This window comes from Brucella sp. NBRC 12950 (assembly GCF_030268145.1).
Lineage (GTDB): Bacteria > Pseudomonadota > Alphaproteobacteria > Rhizobiales > Rhizobiaceae > Brucella.
On record NZ_BSQC01000018.1, the window covers coordinates 43,077 to 60,097 of the forward strand.

Sequence of the window (17,021 nt, forward strand, 5' to 3'; positions counted from 1 at the left end):
TACCTTTTGTCAGTTCAAAATTATAAAATTTGGATAGCATTTAAATCTCCTGAATAGATTTAATTGATCGAGATTTGTAGGTTTTCTCTAAGAGGATCTCATTGAGGTCCGGAGCTATTTTACACGCTTCCCGGTCCGTTCAAATCCCAAGATCATTCCCGCATTTCTGAGCGCTGAACCTTTCTTACGGCTTTGCTTTAAAGCGTTACCGTAAGCCACGGAAGTATCGCGATGACATGGCAAGTAGCTGCGCCAAAAAACCCAATTTCAAACTATTTTTGACGTCTCCATCTCGAGATTAGTCTCGCCCTCTCACATTAAGATCAAGTGATCGGTTCTCGGTCGTCAAAAAAGCGTTGTTGTATTCGACAATATGGCCGCTCCAGCTATGAAACTTGTCACTCCAGTCATCGCGCCAACAATCTCAAAATCATTAAGATCAAAGTTTGTTGTAATCCCACCAGTTTCTGACTGATGCCGGATCCGCGCCAAAATATTAGATCCACTACTTCCCAGTGCTCGTACCAGATAATAATCAGCCATCATGCCGTGACAGACACCAAGTGATCGTTGTCGATCACCGATGCGCGAAATAACTACGTTCATGTCGTCGACAAACGCATCATCTGTCATATAGCGCCGTAACTCTATACGAGAAAAGCCTATGCCGTTCGTACCATGACACCAGGAGCAACTCTCGGTCCGGTCCGTATCAAACCGCGGCCACCCACGATCAGTACGCAAAGCTGTTTCCCGGAACAGATTACTGACAATCACTGATCGGGCCCCATCGTGCTCCCCGAACTTCTTCATATATTGAGCCAGCATAGCCGATACGCCAGCCGTACCGTGCGCATATCCAAGCGATGTTTCGTCGTCTCGGAGCGATATTGCGAAAGCAACAATCCGTTCAAAAACCAAAGTGGCAAGCGTTTGGATTTCCCTCGCGACCGAAAATTTATGGTAAAGGTCATGAAGGCGTAGAAGCATTCCCAATGTTCCACTGGCACCGCTAGTATAATCAAGATCATCGTACTGCTTCCATTCCTTCGAAAGCAGACCGAAACACAATTTTGATAACGTGGTTTGTACACACGGTAGCAGGTGCATGAGTTTTTCTTGTCTAATGAAACTAACAGCCCATAGCGATCCCAATGACCCTTTCAATGCACCCCATGTTGCACCAGGACAAGCATTGAGATTGTCAGCGACTTGATTTGCGAGAGTTTCAGCAAACCTAAGATAGCGTTCTTCTTTAAGGCGCAAACCTGCGAGATAGAAAGCAAGAGCAAGACCCGCAACGCCATCGTATAGGTCATCGCCGGTAAGCCCTGCCTTAACATCGCCGTTGCCAACCGTTATCAATGTTCGCCACAGATACTCTCCGTCGACCAAAAGGGCGTCGCTTAAAACCCGGTCTAGCGTGGTTCTGGCGAGAGCGTCAAACCAATCGGCATGTGACAAGTTGCATAAACCACCGTATGTTCTGCCTTTAGCTGGCCTATCGTCGCCACGCCTCAGACGATAGGCGGTCAGAGCGTACCGCAAGTCAGTTATCGCATCCTCGGCAGAATCTGACGTAAGACATGCCAGCCGCATCTCAACATTTTCAATCGGTGAATGTCGAACATCGACTGGAAGTATTTGGCCGCAGTCATCTATTAGTTCCAAACTTTCAAACATCATCTCGAAATATGGGATGTCACCAACTTGCAATTGGTCTAGTTCCGATGCGGTAATGTCAGCGTCCATTGAGGATCCGCACAGCTTCAAAAACTCGCACTGCTCCTCACCGTGTATCATTGCATCGGGATGCCAACTGTTACGCAAAACTTTCGCATAGGTCTCCGTTGCTCGAACGAGCATCCGGACACTTGCCCCGTTCATCGTGTCTTTGAGCTTCTCGAGGATATTGTCCGCATTCTCAAAAATAAACCGCATCGTCTCCCGTGTACCGTCTATAAGAGAAGTATCGTATGCTGAGAAGTCCTCAATCGGAACATCCCGCAACCATGCTTCACAACCGTATTTGCGAGTTGTCATCCTTTTCGGCTCGAGACGCAGGTCACTTTCCCGCCTCTGCGGATTGACTAATAATTCAGCGTCGGTCTCCATCCCCCCGCGCGCCATCAAGGGGCTGATTTCAACAAAATCGCTCATATGATGCACGGGCAGCAGTAAAGACGAATACAGGTGAAACCGCTCTCGCCAAGCCTGTAAACGACCAGAAAACATTGTCTCGTTATCGACAATAACCGGATATGGCCCCGCTGCCACAATATTTTCGCAGTGGAGGTCTTTGGAGCCGAAGATGTGCGTAAGGGCTATCAGCGAACCATAGCGTCTATAATACGCGCGTACCTCGTCCTCACAATCGCACGGTCGCCATTCCGCTGCACAGGTCCATCCATACCCATTTTTTTGTAATGCTTTGGGAATAAAGTGATCAATGGGAGCATGCTGGTTCCACCAAGCAAAGAAAGCAACCAATCCAACATCAACAGCGAGGCTGCGCGGCTTGTAATAGACAGCTCTCGTAATATTATCTGCTTTTTTGTAGAATATTCGCGCCGTTTGCTGCTGACGCCGATGCGGATCACCCACCAATTCGATCTTTGTAACGATGATTTCGCCATAGTCTTCGTATAAATCCGCGGCGACCAAAACGATATCTGAATCAACGCGGGAAAGAAGTAATTCGAGGCTGCCTGCAAGACAATGAAGCTGTCGTCGCCAGCGCGGCATTAATCCTTTGTATTTCTCCAAAAGGACCGAGAAGTTTTTCGGCTTTATTACCTCCGTTGCAAAGAATTCGAACCTATCTTCCGAGGTCTTTCCTTCCAGTAAACCTTCAGCCTCGGCAAGATTCATTTCAACCAGCAACAGGCGTTCCCAAACGCGGCGCAACAAAGGGAGAAAAGCGGATTGAACAAGATCATTCCGGACCGTTGGAGGGATAAGCCGACAAGGAAGCGACGCCAGTCGCTCACTCACATCGCTTATAAGATAGTAATAGATGCTTCCAAGCACCTCTCGCTCAAACATGAAAATTATGCACCTTCAAAATTATTTTGAATACCCAATGACATCAATTAAGATTTTAAATAACGCGCGGTTATTGATGCCGCCCCGAATTTCGAAAAGTTCTTTCTTGTCCGACTCTTGATGGCTTCGATGCATCGCAGTTATACTCAAAATGTGAGAAGGTCGAATTGGACCAGAAAAAGTCCATTCCATCGAACGAATGAAAATCAGCCGGGCCGGTTTTTTTCGTTGACGACAAATTTCCTGAAGAACCACAAACCCAAGCGACTGGGTCAATCGGTCAAGCAACAACATGGGTACATTAAACCTGTCAGAACTTGTCACCCAGACAAGTGCGCCGATGGCATTGGCGTCGATGATCAGCTTTTCGATTTTGAATTCTTCATTTTTAAAATCCTCGGTAAAATAAGAAAACTGCTTGATATCTTCGTGGCAGGTAAATGTCTTGGAGAATGTGACCATCAGAATACTCACCCAACAACGCTTATTTTAATCTCCGTCAATTCTACACATCCGATTGCATCCTCATATCCCTAGTTTATCGCCACTATTTTTACTGCTCTGCAGTATCGAGACATAGCCGCGGCTTCTCGAGTTCGACCTCTTGGCGCGATCACTCCCGTATGATCTTCCAAATAAGAGGTTCTGCCCTCGAAAAGATTACTTCCATTGTAGGCGCCCCAAAATCGACCGCATACGATAGCCTGAGAAGACACAGATTCTTTACCTCCAAAATGACCCCCTTGAGAAAAGGAATAAATAAAATTTGGTAAAAAATAGGGGCCACAATAGCATATACTATTTGTTGCCGTTGAATAATAATCTCTTCGAATATATTTATTCCATGACTGAAGATAAAGCTTTGAGTCGAACAGGGGATATATTATACAATGTATATATTTCGTATTTTCTCACTGTTCCTAATGTATTCATGTTTATTTACTTATCTTATCGGTCTTTTAGATCGCGACGAACCTCTGCCTCCGTTCGATAAGTTCGAACACTGAATTCTAGCAGACAGAACAGGCATCAAAGGTGCCCACGATCAAACACCAGACGAGCAAGAAGACATAGTCACTTCGTTGAATTGCCTCTTAGTTCTTATTTCCGTGTATGCCGATTACTATGGCAGAACTCCTCACACTTCTTATCGTCTGAATTACAGTGCGGGAACGGTCATGCAACCGGTAGCCCGCTAGCACGGCTAACATCCAGAGAGCTTACGCATTCACTCTCTTCTTCCATCAATTTCCAACACGGGCTGCTGAGAAAACAGCCTCATCTTAAACCGGACAGTACGGAGACAATTATGCATATAAAACGCAGCTACTTCGCTCTATCTCTACTACTATTTAGTGCGGGCACAATCGGTGCGGCACAAGCGGGTAAGGCGACGGGAAGCTTACAGGTGAAAGTCGCAATCCGTGCGTCTTGCACTGTCACGAGTGGTAATAATTCTATTATGGATTTTGGAACGCTCGATAACTTGAATGATACTTTTCATAATGCCCAGACTGATCCTGCTACTAACATTCAAGTTCAGTGTTCAAACGGGATCCCATATTCTATTGGACTTGGACCCGGCTTAAACCCGCTGGACTATACCACTCAGCATACAAGACGCATGAAGTCCGGCTCGGAATACGTTAGCTACTATCTTTATACCGATGCAGCTCGCAAATCGATCTGGCTAGACGGCTCAGAAGGCGGACGCGGTCTTTACGTACCATCCACGCCCGGATCCGGAACTGTTCAGAAGTATGGAATTTATGGCCAGATCCCACAGCAAAAGACCCCTTCGGCAGGAGCTTATACGGATACTGTCGTGGTGGAGGTGAACTACTAGAGCAGTCGAACACGTATTTAAACTGATGACGATCAAGCATTCACTCCAACCGACCCGGAAATGTTCAAAATCTATGGACTAGGCCTGTCTGCTTGACGTCATCCCTGTGTTGCGCCCGCTAGTTGCGTGTACCATTCGAGCGGCATTCCCTAGCACTCCGTCGACACCGCCAACCTTAAATAGGTGCAAGCAAGTGATGGACCTGGCTCGGTTGGTTAAATCGCTATCTCTAGGCATTGAGATTAGCCACAAATCGTTGAGGACCAATAACTTATGAGCAGATCCACACACTTATTTGGGTTGTTCCTATCCGGGTTAGCTGCGTTGTCGATTGTTCCTGCCCATGCCGCCGCCCTGCAAGTTTCACCGGTAACACTCGACCTTACAGTCCCCAACAGAACCGCCTCAATCAACCTTCGAAATACTGATGACGATCCGACCAACGTGCAAGTGCGGATTTACAAATGGTCTCAAGTCAACGGGCAGGATCGCTTAACACCTGCAACGAATGTCGTTGCAAGTCCCCCAGCTACCACGGTGCTTCCGGGTAGTACTTACACAATCCGATTGGCACATCTCAACGCTGACTCAATAAAGGGCGAAGAAGACTACCGTCTGCTCATTGATGAACTTCCCAATATCAATGTGCGGCGGCGCAACACTTCCGTACAGTTTGTTACCCGTTATTCCATCCCGGTGTTTTTTTCCGACCGAGCGGCAACTGCGGACCTCAGTTGGACCGTTCGTCGCCGCGGCACAAGCCTTGATGTCGTCGCGGCGAATAATGGCAATCGACACGCAAAAATCGCCGATTTGACAATTACGGCAGGGAAAAACAGTCTTCACTTCGGCGCTGGCCTCAATGGTTATGTTCTGCCAGGCAGCACGATGCGCTGGTCTTCTGCCTCGGGTGCCATCAAGGCTGGCTCTCACGTGACGATTACAGCTAAAGGGGACGACTATGCGGTTAATAAGACTGCGGTGGTGTCCGGACAGTAGCTTGATCCGTCTAGCAATCTGCAGCTGTCTGATCTGCCTCAGCGTTGAGCGTTCGACCGCCGATGAAGGGTTGACCGATGACCAAACATTACAGAACTTTGTTCTTGGGGTCATCATGAACGAGCGTTCAACCGGCGTGCAGGCCAGTTTCAAACGACGACGTGATGGGCGTTTTGCAGCAACTCCTGGCGACCTACAAACTGCTGGGATTAGACCAAGTGTAGGAGTAATCGGCTCAGACGGGCTCATAGATCTCGACACACTCAATGGTGTACAATGGCAATATGATGACGTTAATCAGATCATCCGTATCACCGCACCAGACAATGCCCGTATTCCGCTTCGCATCGATTTAGGGCCTATTGATAAGCCAGTCGACTTTTCAGCCGTTCGATCCAGTCCAAGCTTTGTTCTCAATTATAGCCTCTACGCCGCGTCCGGTTGGGGCGCCGGTTCTCATAAAGCTTTCAGCGGCAGCTTCGATGCTCGCTTTGTCAGTTCCGTTGGCGTTATCTCATCATCAGCCTTCGCGCGCTTCGATCCTGCTTTCAGTAAAATCGACGAACTCGCTACCGGAGTGACGCGGCTCGACAGTTCATGGCGCTATACGGATCCGGTAAACGCACTGGTCTATCAGCTCGGCGATGGAGTTTCCGGAGGTCTTTCTGGGACCTCTTCTTGGCGCTTCGGTGGCTTCCAGTTTCGGCGAAACTTTGATATTCGTTCCGACCTGGTCACCGCTCCAGTTCCCAATTTGTCCGGAACGACGTCCGTTCCCTCGACGCTCGATCTCTATCTGAACAATATCAAAATCTATTCCGGGGACGTACCGGCTGGACCTTTTGATTTCAGCGGTATTCCATATATCAGTAATGGTGACGCCGTGCTTGTACTTCACGACGCTCTCGGCCGGGAGACGCGCACCAGACAGGTCTACTATTTCGGCGCGGAAATGTTGGCGAAAGATTATTTCGATTTTTCGACGGAGTTAGGTTTTCCGCGTTTGCGATACGGTCAAGCTTCTTTCGACTATGATCATGACATCGCTGGAGCTGCCAGTGTACGCTACGGTATGACGGACTGGCTGACGCTCACAGGCCACCTCGAAGCAACGCGTGGATTGATCAATGGTGGCCTAGGTTTCTCCACAAGTCTTGGGCAGATCGGCAATCTAAATGTTTCTGCACTTCTAAGTCACTACAAAGCCGACCAGAGTGCCGAAAAAGGAGGCCGCGTTTCCTTTAGCTACATGACAGGTTACAATGGCTATCTGCTCTATGCCAACTCGTCTCGCAGTTTTGGCGACTACAACGATGTAGGTCTTATTGTCGACCGACGACATGATGCCCTCTCCCCAGTTTCAGCGCGCGCAAAAAGCATCGACAGTATCGGGCTTTCATTCCCACTCTCATTCGATCCTTCGTCCGTGAGTGTGAACTACTCCCGCATTCGGGGAGCAGGAAAAGATGGCAATGCCAGTCTTATAAACATCGCTTGGACCAGAACCGTATTTACTACCGCCTCGCTCTATGTCACCGGCTATACCAATCTCGATAGACATAAAGATTTCGGGTTTTTTGCGGGATTAAGCGTTCCCCTGGATAGAAACATGACGGCCTCGGTCAACGCCTCAAAAGACGGCCTCGAAACAAGCCTGACCAAATCGGCCTTGCTGGGGCAGGATCCTATCAGTTGGTCGTTAAGAGACCGCGAAACAATAAAGGGCCACGGAAGCCGCTCGGCTTCCATCAAATATCGCAGTTCTGTCGGTGAAGTTTCAGCATCAGTCGATCAGTCTCAAGATCAGGGACGTGTGACCAGCACCCTCGACGGTGCACTCGTGATTGCTGGCGGCGGAATCTTCTTCGTCAATCGGGTCAACGATGGATTTGCAGTCGTGAAGGGCGGTGGACCGAACCTTCCCGTATCAATGAACGGGCGACAGGTGGCTACGACCAATTATGCCGGACGCGCCTTTTTGCCGGACTTACAATCCTTCCAATACAACACCATTGCAATTGATCCTGCAAATCTTCCGCTCGATCTCCAACCAGAAACCACACAGAGTATTGTGATGCCAGCCGATCACTCGGGTGTTACCGTCGATTTCAGGGCTGAAAAGGCAAACGGCGCTACGATTGTCCTCACCGACACACGCGGTAATACGCTTCCGGTAGGTTCCGAGGTCAGATTAGATGCGAGCGGCACCGCTTTCGTTTTGGGCTATGACGGCCGGGTATGGCTTACGGGACTATCTGCGGACAATTCACTCACAGTGACATTGCCGGAGGGTGCAGGCATCTGCCATGCCCGTTTTAACTACCGCCCTGTTGAAGGCAACCTTCCCGAAATCTCCGATGTAAAGTGTTTGGATAATGGAGAAAAATGATGCACTTTATCAACTCACACCAACGATCAATCTTCTGGCCACGCAGCAATTCATATTTGGCGGCCGCAAGATCAATACTCCTCAGCCACCTGCTTGTAATTCCTGCAATATCCTTTGTGGCGCCAGCAGCCGCAGCAAGCAGCGGAACATGCGTGCTGCGATCGATGGGATCCTTTGGTGACACAAGAGTCGATATCATCGCCAATTCTGCCGCATCAACGACCGGAAATCTCGAATATGAATGTAACGCACCCACAAGATATACCAGCATTCAATTTTGTGCTTACATTCAAGCAGCGAACAATCATTCTATCCATACGTTTTTTCAAACGCAGGACTCAAATACGCGCTTGGCTTGGCAGATGCGCCTGCCAAACCAAGCAAATTCTCCGCTATCGGCTTTTGGGGGCGGACAAGCCACGGCAGGCTGGACTCATTTCACAAATGGCTGGTCTCCTCAAAATCCGTCGACGACACCCTCCCAGCAGTTTACTCTGACCTACCTCGACAGACAGCAGCAAGACCGTGTTCGCTCCGGTATCTATACCAACAGTTTTGTGCTCGTTACCGAATACAAATTCGGTGATGGCTTAAAATCCTCGTGCAGCTCTGGACTTTCTAATCCTGACGGGACAATTTTCACCAGTTTCAATGTAAACGCGACAGTGAACGATGCCTGCCAGTTGGAAAATCTCCAAGACATCGACTTCGGAACGCAGGGCAGTCTAGATATCGCTTCTGCGAAAGAAGGCCAAATACGAGCGTACGGAAATATAGGAATTCGTTGCACCTATCGAACCCCCTACGTAATTAGCCTGAGTAAAGGCAACAACGCAGAAAATGGGATCGCTCGCGTAAAATCTAACGGAAACTACTTGCCTTATCAAACACTACAACCGGGCTGCAAAATCGTATGGGACGATCATTCAGTGCTTTCTGGCACCGGAAACACAGTCAATCTCGTAGACAATCTCCAGGTCTGTACCCAAATCATTGCTCCGCTCGCTAAAGCCCCTGCACCGGGCGATTATGTGGATACAATCATCGTCACGGCCACCTTTTAAACCAGTCTTTTGGTTGAGATAGCCAATCTACACTTTGGCAGGTATATTCACACATCCGGCATAATACTGACGCGATGTTGCGGGCTGCATAGCTCTTCTTGAGTTGCAACTCAATTGTTCGTCACGTTAGATCGGGTCACAGTCACAGAATGCCCAAACTACGCGCTTTACTGACGGCTTCAGTTTTGTTGGCGGCCGCTAACTTTGCGAGGACATTAGAAATATGGAAATTGACTGTACGGGGAGAAATACAAAGAATGTTACCAATGATAACAGCCGTTTTTCCCTCACTGGTCCACCGCAAAATCTCGCGCTCTCGAAAAGTCAGCGAGATTTCTGCAGCGCTGTGGAATTGATCAATGTCGAGGTATTCAAACATCGCAAGATGGAGGAGGTTACCCACTATTCGTAAGGGGCTCCTTAAGGTGGTAATTTCTTCATCTGTAAATTCGCGTCCTCCACGCAATAGTGTCAGTATTCCGAACACGCCCCTTGCCGCCCAGCACGGTTGCGACACGCCGCTCGTAAGGCCCAATCTTTGCGCGTTTATTCCTATGAGGGCAGAATCCTTGAACACGCGTTCCGACCAAATGAGTGGCTCAATACTGTTACGCCCATAACGAACAACATACTCATCATCTCGATAGCCCTTTGCCTCTGCAGAAAATTGATATTCCGGGAGATTGCTAAAATGAATCTGCCTTGGTTTTTTTTCGAAACACGGAATATGGGCAATATATGACACATGCGAGAAGCCGTTGATGACGGCAAAGCTCTCAATGTGAAACATCAGATCTTCCGGATTTGTGGAGGTCTGAATGCTTTCGCAAAAAGGTTCCCACTTCATAGAAAAAACTCCCACCCATTTATTTATAACTCAATTTACCAATATTAATAAGTATACCTTTCAATGCAATTTACTTATTAATTTATGTAATATTAGAATACTGAATATTTCATATCCGTCTAAATTAGTAATATAAATATATTTATCAGCTTATATACAATATTTCTTGGTCTGGTGGCAAATATATAACACTACTCAGGATAATCATCAATCAAGTTTATATGTTATTTGTTTATGATCGCTGAAATCATAATAAACTAAATTCGACAGAAGATTTTTGACGCACCAAATCCCGGCACTGTAACGCTGTTGATGTGGATCTTTACAGCTTTAGACGGGTTGGGTTGCGAATATTCCCGGTGAGATTTCTCTGTGTCCTGTCGTTTCTAACAGGAAGACAAGGGTCTATCACTACAATAGTATGAAGGTCGTTGACGGATCCATCGGCGAGAATGACACCGGATCATCGGCAAACTTACCCCCCTCGAAATTTGCAACCTCTAAGTAAGGAGAAACCCGTAATGTCGAAGGATTACATTCCATGACTGACATTGCCTTGCGTATTTTTGCAGTCACATACGATAATATCTCTGACTGGTCGGGTAGCTTTTTCTCCAACATGGAAGATGCTAAAACCGCTATGGCAATAATGCGAAAAGAGATTATGGCTGGTGACGACCATCCTTTAATCCCGGTCTTAAAGCTCGAGTCAGCGACTGCATCTTTCCCATCCACATCCGCCGAACTACTAGGTCTACTCAATAACGGGCCAATGTCGATCCTTAGAGACAGAAAGCTCATCGCGACAGTCACTCTTTCAGATGAAATACGCTGACGATTTCCGCGTCTTCTCCCTCCGACGCTTCGACGCTTCGACGCTTCGACGACGACCGTTGTGAAAGGGTCAATAGAAGCAATGAGTACCGGGGGCCTTTTCGACATCGAAAGGTCGCTCTGCCCCTTCTCCCGACGCTGCTGCGGAGCTGCTATTTCAACATCTTCACTTCCAGAGGAAACACTCTTTCTCAGGAAACACGACATAGATGTAGGATTATTCAGTGCTAACAAACCACCTCTGAATCTATCGAGGGATTGAACTAGAGCCGTGATGCATATGTCGGCACTCCAATGTAGCGCCCCTGAAGATGGGTGAAGGATGCTGCCCAAGTTGGGGGGCTTGGGATGGGCGGCATCCTTCATTCCGTGAGCCCTGCACGGGCGGGTGGCAATGCAAATGCTCACAGAACCAAGCATCTCCAGTTCAGAACCGGTTTAGCCTGGTCCTTTATATAGCAAATACAAAAGCCATCCTTCCCGCAATCCTATTTAATTGCGGGAAATATAAGTTAACGAGCACTCGGTCCCCAGTGGTCTGAACGCTGTGCATCACCCCCCGGTACGAAACAATATCGTCATCGAATGAACGGGCAGCGGAGCGACCACTTGGCGGAATTCCCAGCTTTCCGCCCAGAAGTCGTCCACTGCCCTTCAGACGGGCGTTAGGAGGACACCCGCTTGCTACAACACCTAAGCTAAGTTCGGCGCTGATACCCCCGTCACCAACGCTGAATTTTTTCTGTACTGAACCAGAAGCCCCAACTTATCATTCAGCTCAGACTTAAGTGCCTCGCGGTTGGTCGGTCTTCCAAACCGCTTATTCGAAGACAACGTACCCCTGGAGTAAACGCGAATATCCCGCTGCCCCCGCTATCTTCTATTGCCCCCGCAGGTTCGTCTCCTTGTATCGAGCCTGCATTGAAAATAAGCACCTGCGCGCAGTACCAATTATAATTTCGTCATATCAAAATTATTAAGTATATCGAGATGCACCAATTGCAATAATATTGCTATCAAAACGATATAGAATATACTTAGGTTAAAATAACAAGTCAATAGCAAATAACGCATACAATATTATCTAAATTCTCTAAATAACCATTTTCTATAATATTCGAAATTTTATATTCTACTTTAAAAGAAAGAACTCAGATATTATTTCGCCGTCAACGCTCCTATTTACGATCGATTCAGCGATCCCTATCCTAGGAATCGATAGTAGAAGAGAATTGCATAATATAACCAAGTCGTTACGGTTACGCCCTTTCAATTAAAAGAGGCATAAATGGAATATTTAGATATAAGATATCATTACAATAACCATAAAAAATTCCCGAAATATCACAGTAATTTCTCCTAATATTCCGGGGATGTTAAATGAAACCGAATACTACGATAAATCTCTTTTACTCATTTTATGGATCTGTTATTATCCTACACATTATTTATTTATATATTATATTTCTCATTTACGGAGTCATTCTGCATGGACATTAAACATCGCAGCTCCAGGCTTATTGAAAATATTGATGAATTGACTGATCTTTTGAAAGCGCTTGCGAACAAAACCCGATTGATTATTTTGGATCATTTGATAAACGGTGAAATAAGTGTCGGTGAACTTGCCCGCATCGCTGACCTTAGTCAGTCTACATTGTCACAGCACCTTGGAAGACTGCGATCAGTTAACCTGGTTACTGCGCGCCGCGACGCACAGAATGTTTACTACAGCATCTCATCACCTACAGTAAGAAAGATGCTCGCCGTGTTATCCAAATTCTATGTCAGCGAAATCAAAGCGCGGTAGTTGGCTGACACCTCTTTCTTCAATTAATCCCACGCTCTTTATACAGCCAGCGCGATGTTGGTTTGGAACGTTAGGTGGGGCATGCAGTACAGTTCAGCGAACATGTATTCTTCATTTGCGAAGCTTCACGAATACTTTAAATCGCCGATGTCACGCAATAGGACGGAGTGAATTTGATGCCGCGTAAGAGAAAGACCGAGGGCAGTTTGTCCATCGGTCTTTCATTCGTGCTTTAGAATGTTCGTTGAAACAGGATCAATCCTTGCCAAGAACTGGTGCCGCTTTGGAGCGATTTTTTGTCACCCCTGTGGACATAAGACACCTCCGGATTTATTGTTAATCCCGGCACAAGCTCGTAGGCCACATTCGCGGTTGTATAGATCGTTTGTGAGGCATCGACCGCGAGTTCAGCGTTAAGAATCGAACTCTTAGTCATCTTATACGCTAGTCCTCCCCATGCAGCCCAGTCACCGCCCCATTGGCCATAGAAACTGTTGATTGCACGCACGCGGCCGACGAATTGGTCACTATCCCCTTTGACATCCATATATGGGTCTTTGTTCGATTTGTAGCCAGCCATCGCCCATAGGGAAAGCCTGTCAGTTAAATTGAAGTTACCACGCAATTTACCTGCCCACGTTTGATTACGTGCATCATATGCCGCAACTGTTATAATCGATCCCCATCCTTGTGCGTACTTTAAGCCGGCGACGATATGAGGACTATAACCCGTAATCGTTCCGTCATACCCATATTTCCCATCAGTATCTTTATTGTTTCCCTGTTCCAGTGACACAATCGCAGAAACCCCGTTCGGTGCACTATAAGTGTAGCTTATAAGCCCAGTACGATAACCACCGGCGAGGATTACATCATCGTTGTTAACCTCTCCCAATGCACCGACAAATGAAACAAAGACGGATTGATCAAGTCCGATTCGAAGCCCACCAAGGTTGATGTAGCCATACTGGAGAGTGCCGGTGGAGTCTGCATCGGTACCATTATCCCATTGAAAACGCGCTTCCGCAAAGGTTTCAAGGGTTCCGAGCTCTGTTTCCGATGCTGTAGACGCTCTTAATGTGAACCGAACCGAATTGTCCCAGCTCTTTCGTCTATTGGAACTTTGATATACGGCCGTTCCCGCCTTTTCCGTAATATTACGGCCGTTCACGTCTCCTCCGCCTTGCAAGGTATCGCGGATATAACCATGCAGTCGCAGACACGTCTCAGTGCCCGGTATATAATAATACCCCTTGCCATACGCATCGCAGACCGACACGTTTCGAAGGGAATCTGGTTCGGGCCATACAGGGGTATCAGCACCATGAGCGACCGACCCCAGGCACAGGATCGCCATAGAGCTAGCAATTAAAATATTCCGTTTCATGTCCCCTCCCAAGAAAATGAGAAATCTACAATCGGCCTTGATTAGCCGGAGTACAGGGAGGAAAGCTAATTCAGAATAGAAATTTGGAAAATCGCTACTTAAACCTGCCCCCTTTTAGCCTGCATAAGAATATGAGGCGAAGTGAGGCCCGCTAATTATTGGTACCTAATTTCTCCATTTATCTTTTTTGTTGTCTAAATCGCAAAGAACTACGAAAATTCAGAATATCTTTTGACTTTATTCTTAAAGAACATAGCTTGAACGAATTTGAAATCCGATGAAGTTAACGATGTGTCGCGAGGCCTTTGATTTTGACGCGTTTTATGGAAGTTCACTGTCGCCAAGTTCGATCTTTGACTTTGCGAATTGCTGGTTCCAATCTTTCCAGTCGAACGCGGCAGCAGCATAGCAATAAGTAATTTGGTTGCGTTTCACGAGCGTCGAGAGAAGCGAAATTGGTAGCTGTCTCTTGGAGTTGCGTGCGCCAGGTAAAGCAGAAATGCTACATCGCAGATTGCCATTTCTAGTTATATTTTGGATGATATGAAGATAATAAGCACTGCTTTTACCGGTATCGGTCTGCTCGCATTCTCGATATGCGCTGCTACTGTCAAATGCCAAGCCAACACCTATGTCGTTGAACGCAAAGACGGGAACACATTACAAGTTTCCACTGATCGTGCGAAAGACGCTCCTGAAACGAAGCTCATTCTTCGTGGCGTTGGCAGCGGTGTCGAACCGCAAATCAAGAAGACATTCTGCGATGGGGTTACGCTTGAACTCGTTGAGAAAGGTACCTGGCGCGTTCCACAAGGATGTCGTCATATCAGTTGGATAGTCCCGCTTTCACGTACTGCGGAAACCCCCTATGCGCAACGCAGCGTGATCCTAGAACACGGCTTTCTTTTGTGTGAAGGTTCGTCGATAGCCAGATTGGAAGATTCCAACTCTATTGATTTTCTCAAATTACCGGAGGGCCAAATCTTTCCAAGCGGGCCGGCGAATGAACTGCAGTTACCGCCGCGCGAAGCTCCATTCCTCCTCGTTCTGGTCGGTAGCCGGCCAGCTCTAAAGCGGCATGTGGACAACATAAATCTAATCTATTTTCTCGATAAGCGCTCTGGTCGCAGCAGAATAGCAGACATAAGTCGTCATGTTGTTGGGTTGAAATGGCTAAAAGACCATCTCCATTCGACCCAATTATCCAAATTCACTGTTCTGTGGATGGCGAATTCTTCTGACGTTCTTTCGCTAGGAGGGCTCACCGGCAAAGACCTTCTCGTGGTAAATTACAGTGATGGCACGAGCGTCGAGCCATTCGGAAAAGCTATGCGCCTTTACGTACCGCTTCACGAAGCCATACACCAGCTCGCAGCTTCGGATAATCGCCGTCCACCCTGGTATGATGAAAGTTTGGCAAGCTACTTTGCAGCACGCGCGACTATTTTTGCAAGCTCAAGTGACCCAAACGCCGTAGCTATGTTCGAGAAGTTTAAAGATGACGCACGCCGGTTCGATCTTGGCCTGATCCCAATGGACCGGCACATCGCAGATACCGGCGATACGTCTGCTGTTGCTGCCTTTTACACAAAAGGTGTGGCTTTCTGGGATGCCGTCAACACAGCACTACTCGAGTCTCGGGGCGAAAGTCTGAACGACTATATGGCTGCGCTCTGCGGCAGCAATGTCACGGATAGTGAGCACCTACCGGACTTCATTCAATCCACTCTTCGCCTGCCACCCGATCGCTGGGCTTCGATTAAGGAACACTATTTGTTGTAGCTTTATTTCCAATCAAGCAACCAGCGGACACCGACAACAACACATTTCAGAGCGGATACAAAAGGAGAAGACCCGCAATCAGCTCATTCCAATTAATTGGGCTTTCGGATTATGTGGATGAGACTATGAATCATGGCGTACTTTCGTCCTTTCATTTGTTCGTTAACAATTTGGTTAGAATCAATGTCATTAAAAGCTCTCATTGTGTTTCCCATCCTGTCTGCCCTATCGATGTCCGTTGCCTGTGCGGCCGATGTAATTTCAACACCCGATTCACCTCCGATCGTGGCAGTGCCGGCATTCAACTGGGGCGGTAGTTACACCGGCTTCCAGGCGGGATATGCCTTCGGAACATCTAAACATAAAACAGCATTAGAAGCCGACGCGCAGAACGGCATTTCCCAAGAGCTGTCCGGCTCTAATTTACGCTCGAACGGCTTCCTTGGAGGCATATACAGTGGCTACAATTTCGAAGCCAATAACGGATTAGTTTTGGGCGTAGAGGCAGACGCTGCTTACGCGGGATGGCGGGCTAAGCATAGGGAAATTGGCGACATTGATACAATCGTCACTGGCAAAAAAATCATCTGGACAGGTGCGATACGAGCTCGAGCAGGATATGCGCTCGATCGCTTCATGCCGTTTATTTCGGGTGGCCTTGCAATTGCGCAGGTTCAGGACAGCGTCTATCTTAATCAACCAGATCCCACTTCTGATTTTGCTCCTAACATCTATCTTAAACAACGTCGATTTCGTGCCGGCTATACGCTAGGTGCAGGTGTTGATTATGCCTTCAATGACAACACTGTAATGAGATTAGAGTATAGATTTACCGACCTCGGGAAGCAATCTCTCGCCGCTAACAATGCGAGTACCTCAAACCGCCTGCAGTCAAATGAAATTCGGATAGGTATCGCATATAAGTTCTAAAGTTACGTAATGCTGTGAATAGGCACGCAGCGCCTATCGGACCCGCTTGAGGTAGACTTTCAGTTCAATATTTACCTCAAGCGGCGTC

The 17,021-nt window shown here is 47.5% G+C and carries 12 protein-coding genes; 8 read left to right on the forward strand and 4 right to left on the reverse strand.

Going from position 1 to position 17,021, the window contains the following annotated elements; all coding sequences use genetic code 11:
• Positions 1-345: 345 nt before the first annotated feature.
• Both lanM and QSJ70_RS23870 read right to left on the reverse strand, forming a co-directional pair.
• Positions 346-3,045, reverse strand: coding sequence for a type 2 lanthipeptide synthetase LanM (lanM, locus tag QSJ70_RS23865; protein WP_285540253.1), 2,700 nt, complete (start codon positions 3,043-3,045; stop codon positions 346-348).
• Between the two features lie 21 nt (positions 3,046-3,066).
• Positions 3,067-3,507 (reverse strand): hypothetical protein, encoded by a 441-nt coding sequence (locus QSJ70_RS23870; RefSeq protein WP_285540255.1) that lies wholly within the window; start codon positions 3,505-3,507, stop codon positions 3,067-3,069.
• Positions 3,508-4,354: 847 nt separating this feature from the next.
• Here QSJ70_RS23870 and QSJ70_RS23875 point away from each other — a divergent pair.
• The 4 genes from QSJ70_RS23875 to QSJ70_RS23890 all read left to right on the forward strand — a co-directional run bounded on the left by QSJ70_RS23875 (position 4,355) and on the right by QSJ70_RS23890 (position 9,343).
• Entirely contained in the window at positions 4,355-4,891 is a 537-nt protein-coding gene (locus tag QSJ70_RS23875) for a Csu type fimbrial protein (RefSeq protein ID WP_285540257.1), read from the forward strand.
• Positions 4,892-5,164: 273 nt separating this feature from the next.
• The gene (locus QSJ70_RS23880) at positions 5,165-5,890 is read left to right on the forward strand and encodes a fimbrial biogenesis chaperone (protein WP_285540259.1); all 726 of its coding nucleotides are present in this window, start codon (positions 5,165-5,167) and stop codon (positions 5,888-5,890) included.
• A gap of 1 nt (position 5,891) precedes the next feature.
• Positions 5,892-8,279 (forward strand): fimbria/pilus outer membrane usher protein, encoded by a 2,388-nt coding sequence (locus QSJ70_RS23885; RefSeq protein ID WP_285540260.1) that lies wholly within the window; start codon positions 5,892-5,894, stop codon positions 8,277-8,279.
• Positions 8,276-9,343, forward strand: coding sequence for a Csu type fimbrial protein (locus QSJ70_RS23890; RefSeq protein ID WP_285540263.1), 1,068 nt, complete (start codon positions 8,276-8,278; stop codon positions 9,341-9,343). The genes QSJ70_RS23885 and QSJ70_RS23890 overlap by 4 nt, the downstream gene beginning before the upstream one ends.
• A gap of 142 nt (positions 9,344-9,485) precedes the next feature.
• Here the strand turns inward: QSJ70_RS23890 and QSJ70_RS23895 are convergent, their stop codons facing one another.
• Positions 9,486-10,190 carry an autoinducer binding domain-containing protein gene (locus tag QSJ70_RS23895; protein WP_285540265.1) on the reverse strand — a complete coding sequence of 235 codons (705 nt, stop codon included), beginning with the start codon at positions 10,188-10,190 and terminating at the stop codon, positions 9,486-9,488.
• A gap of 541 nt (positions 10,191-10,731) precedes the next feature.
• Between QSJ70_RS23895 and QSJ70_RS23900 the strand changes: the two genes are divergently transcribed.
• A complete protein-coding gene (locus tag QSJ70_RS23900) occupies positions 10,732-11,025 on the forward strand; it encodes a hypothetical protein (RefSeq protein ID WP_285540267.1) in 294 nt (97 codons plus the stop codon).
• A gap of 1,488 nt (positions 11,026-12,513) precedes the next feature.
• Positions 12,514-12,834 (forward strand): ArsR/SmtB family transcription factor, encoded by a 321-nt coding sequence (locus QSJ70_RS23905; protein WP_285540269.1) that lies wholly within the window; start codon positions 12,514-12,516, stop codon positions 12,832-12,834.
• Positions 12,835-13,066: 232 nt separating this feature from the next.
• Here QSJ70_RS23905 and QSJ70_RS23910 read toward each other — a convergent pair whose 3' ends face one another.
• A complete protein-coding gene (locus QSJ70_RS23910; protein WP_285540271.1) occupies positions 13,067-14,221 on the reverse strand; it encodes a porin in 1,155 nt (384 codons plus the stop codon).
• Positions 14,222-14,764: 543 nt separating this feature from the next.
• On the opposite strand from QSJ70_RS23910, the gene QSJ70_RS23915 reads away from it, so the two are divergent.
• Both QSJ70_RS23915 and QSJ70_RS23920 read left to right on the forward strand, forming a co-directional pair.
• Entirely contained in the window at positions 14,765-16,003 is a 1,239-nt protein-coding gene (locus QSJ70_RS23915; RefSeq protein ID WP_285540273.1) for a hypothetical protein, read from the forward strand.
• A 132-nt stretch (positions 16,004-16,135) separates the two neighbouring features.
• Positions 16,136-16,933, forward strand: coding sequence for an outer membrane protein (locus tag QSJ70_RS23920; protein WP_285540275.1), 798 nt, complete (start codon positions 16,136-16,138; stop codon positions 16,931-16,933).
• Positions 16,934-17,021: the final 88 nt, after the last annotated feature.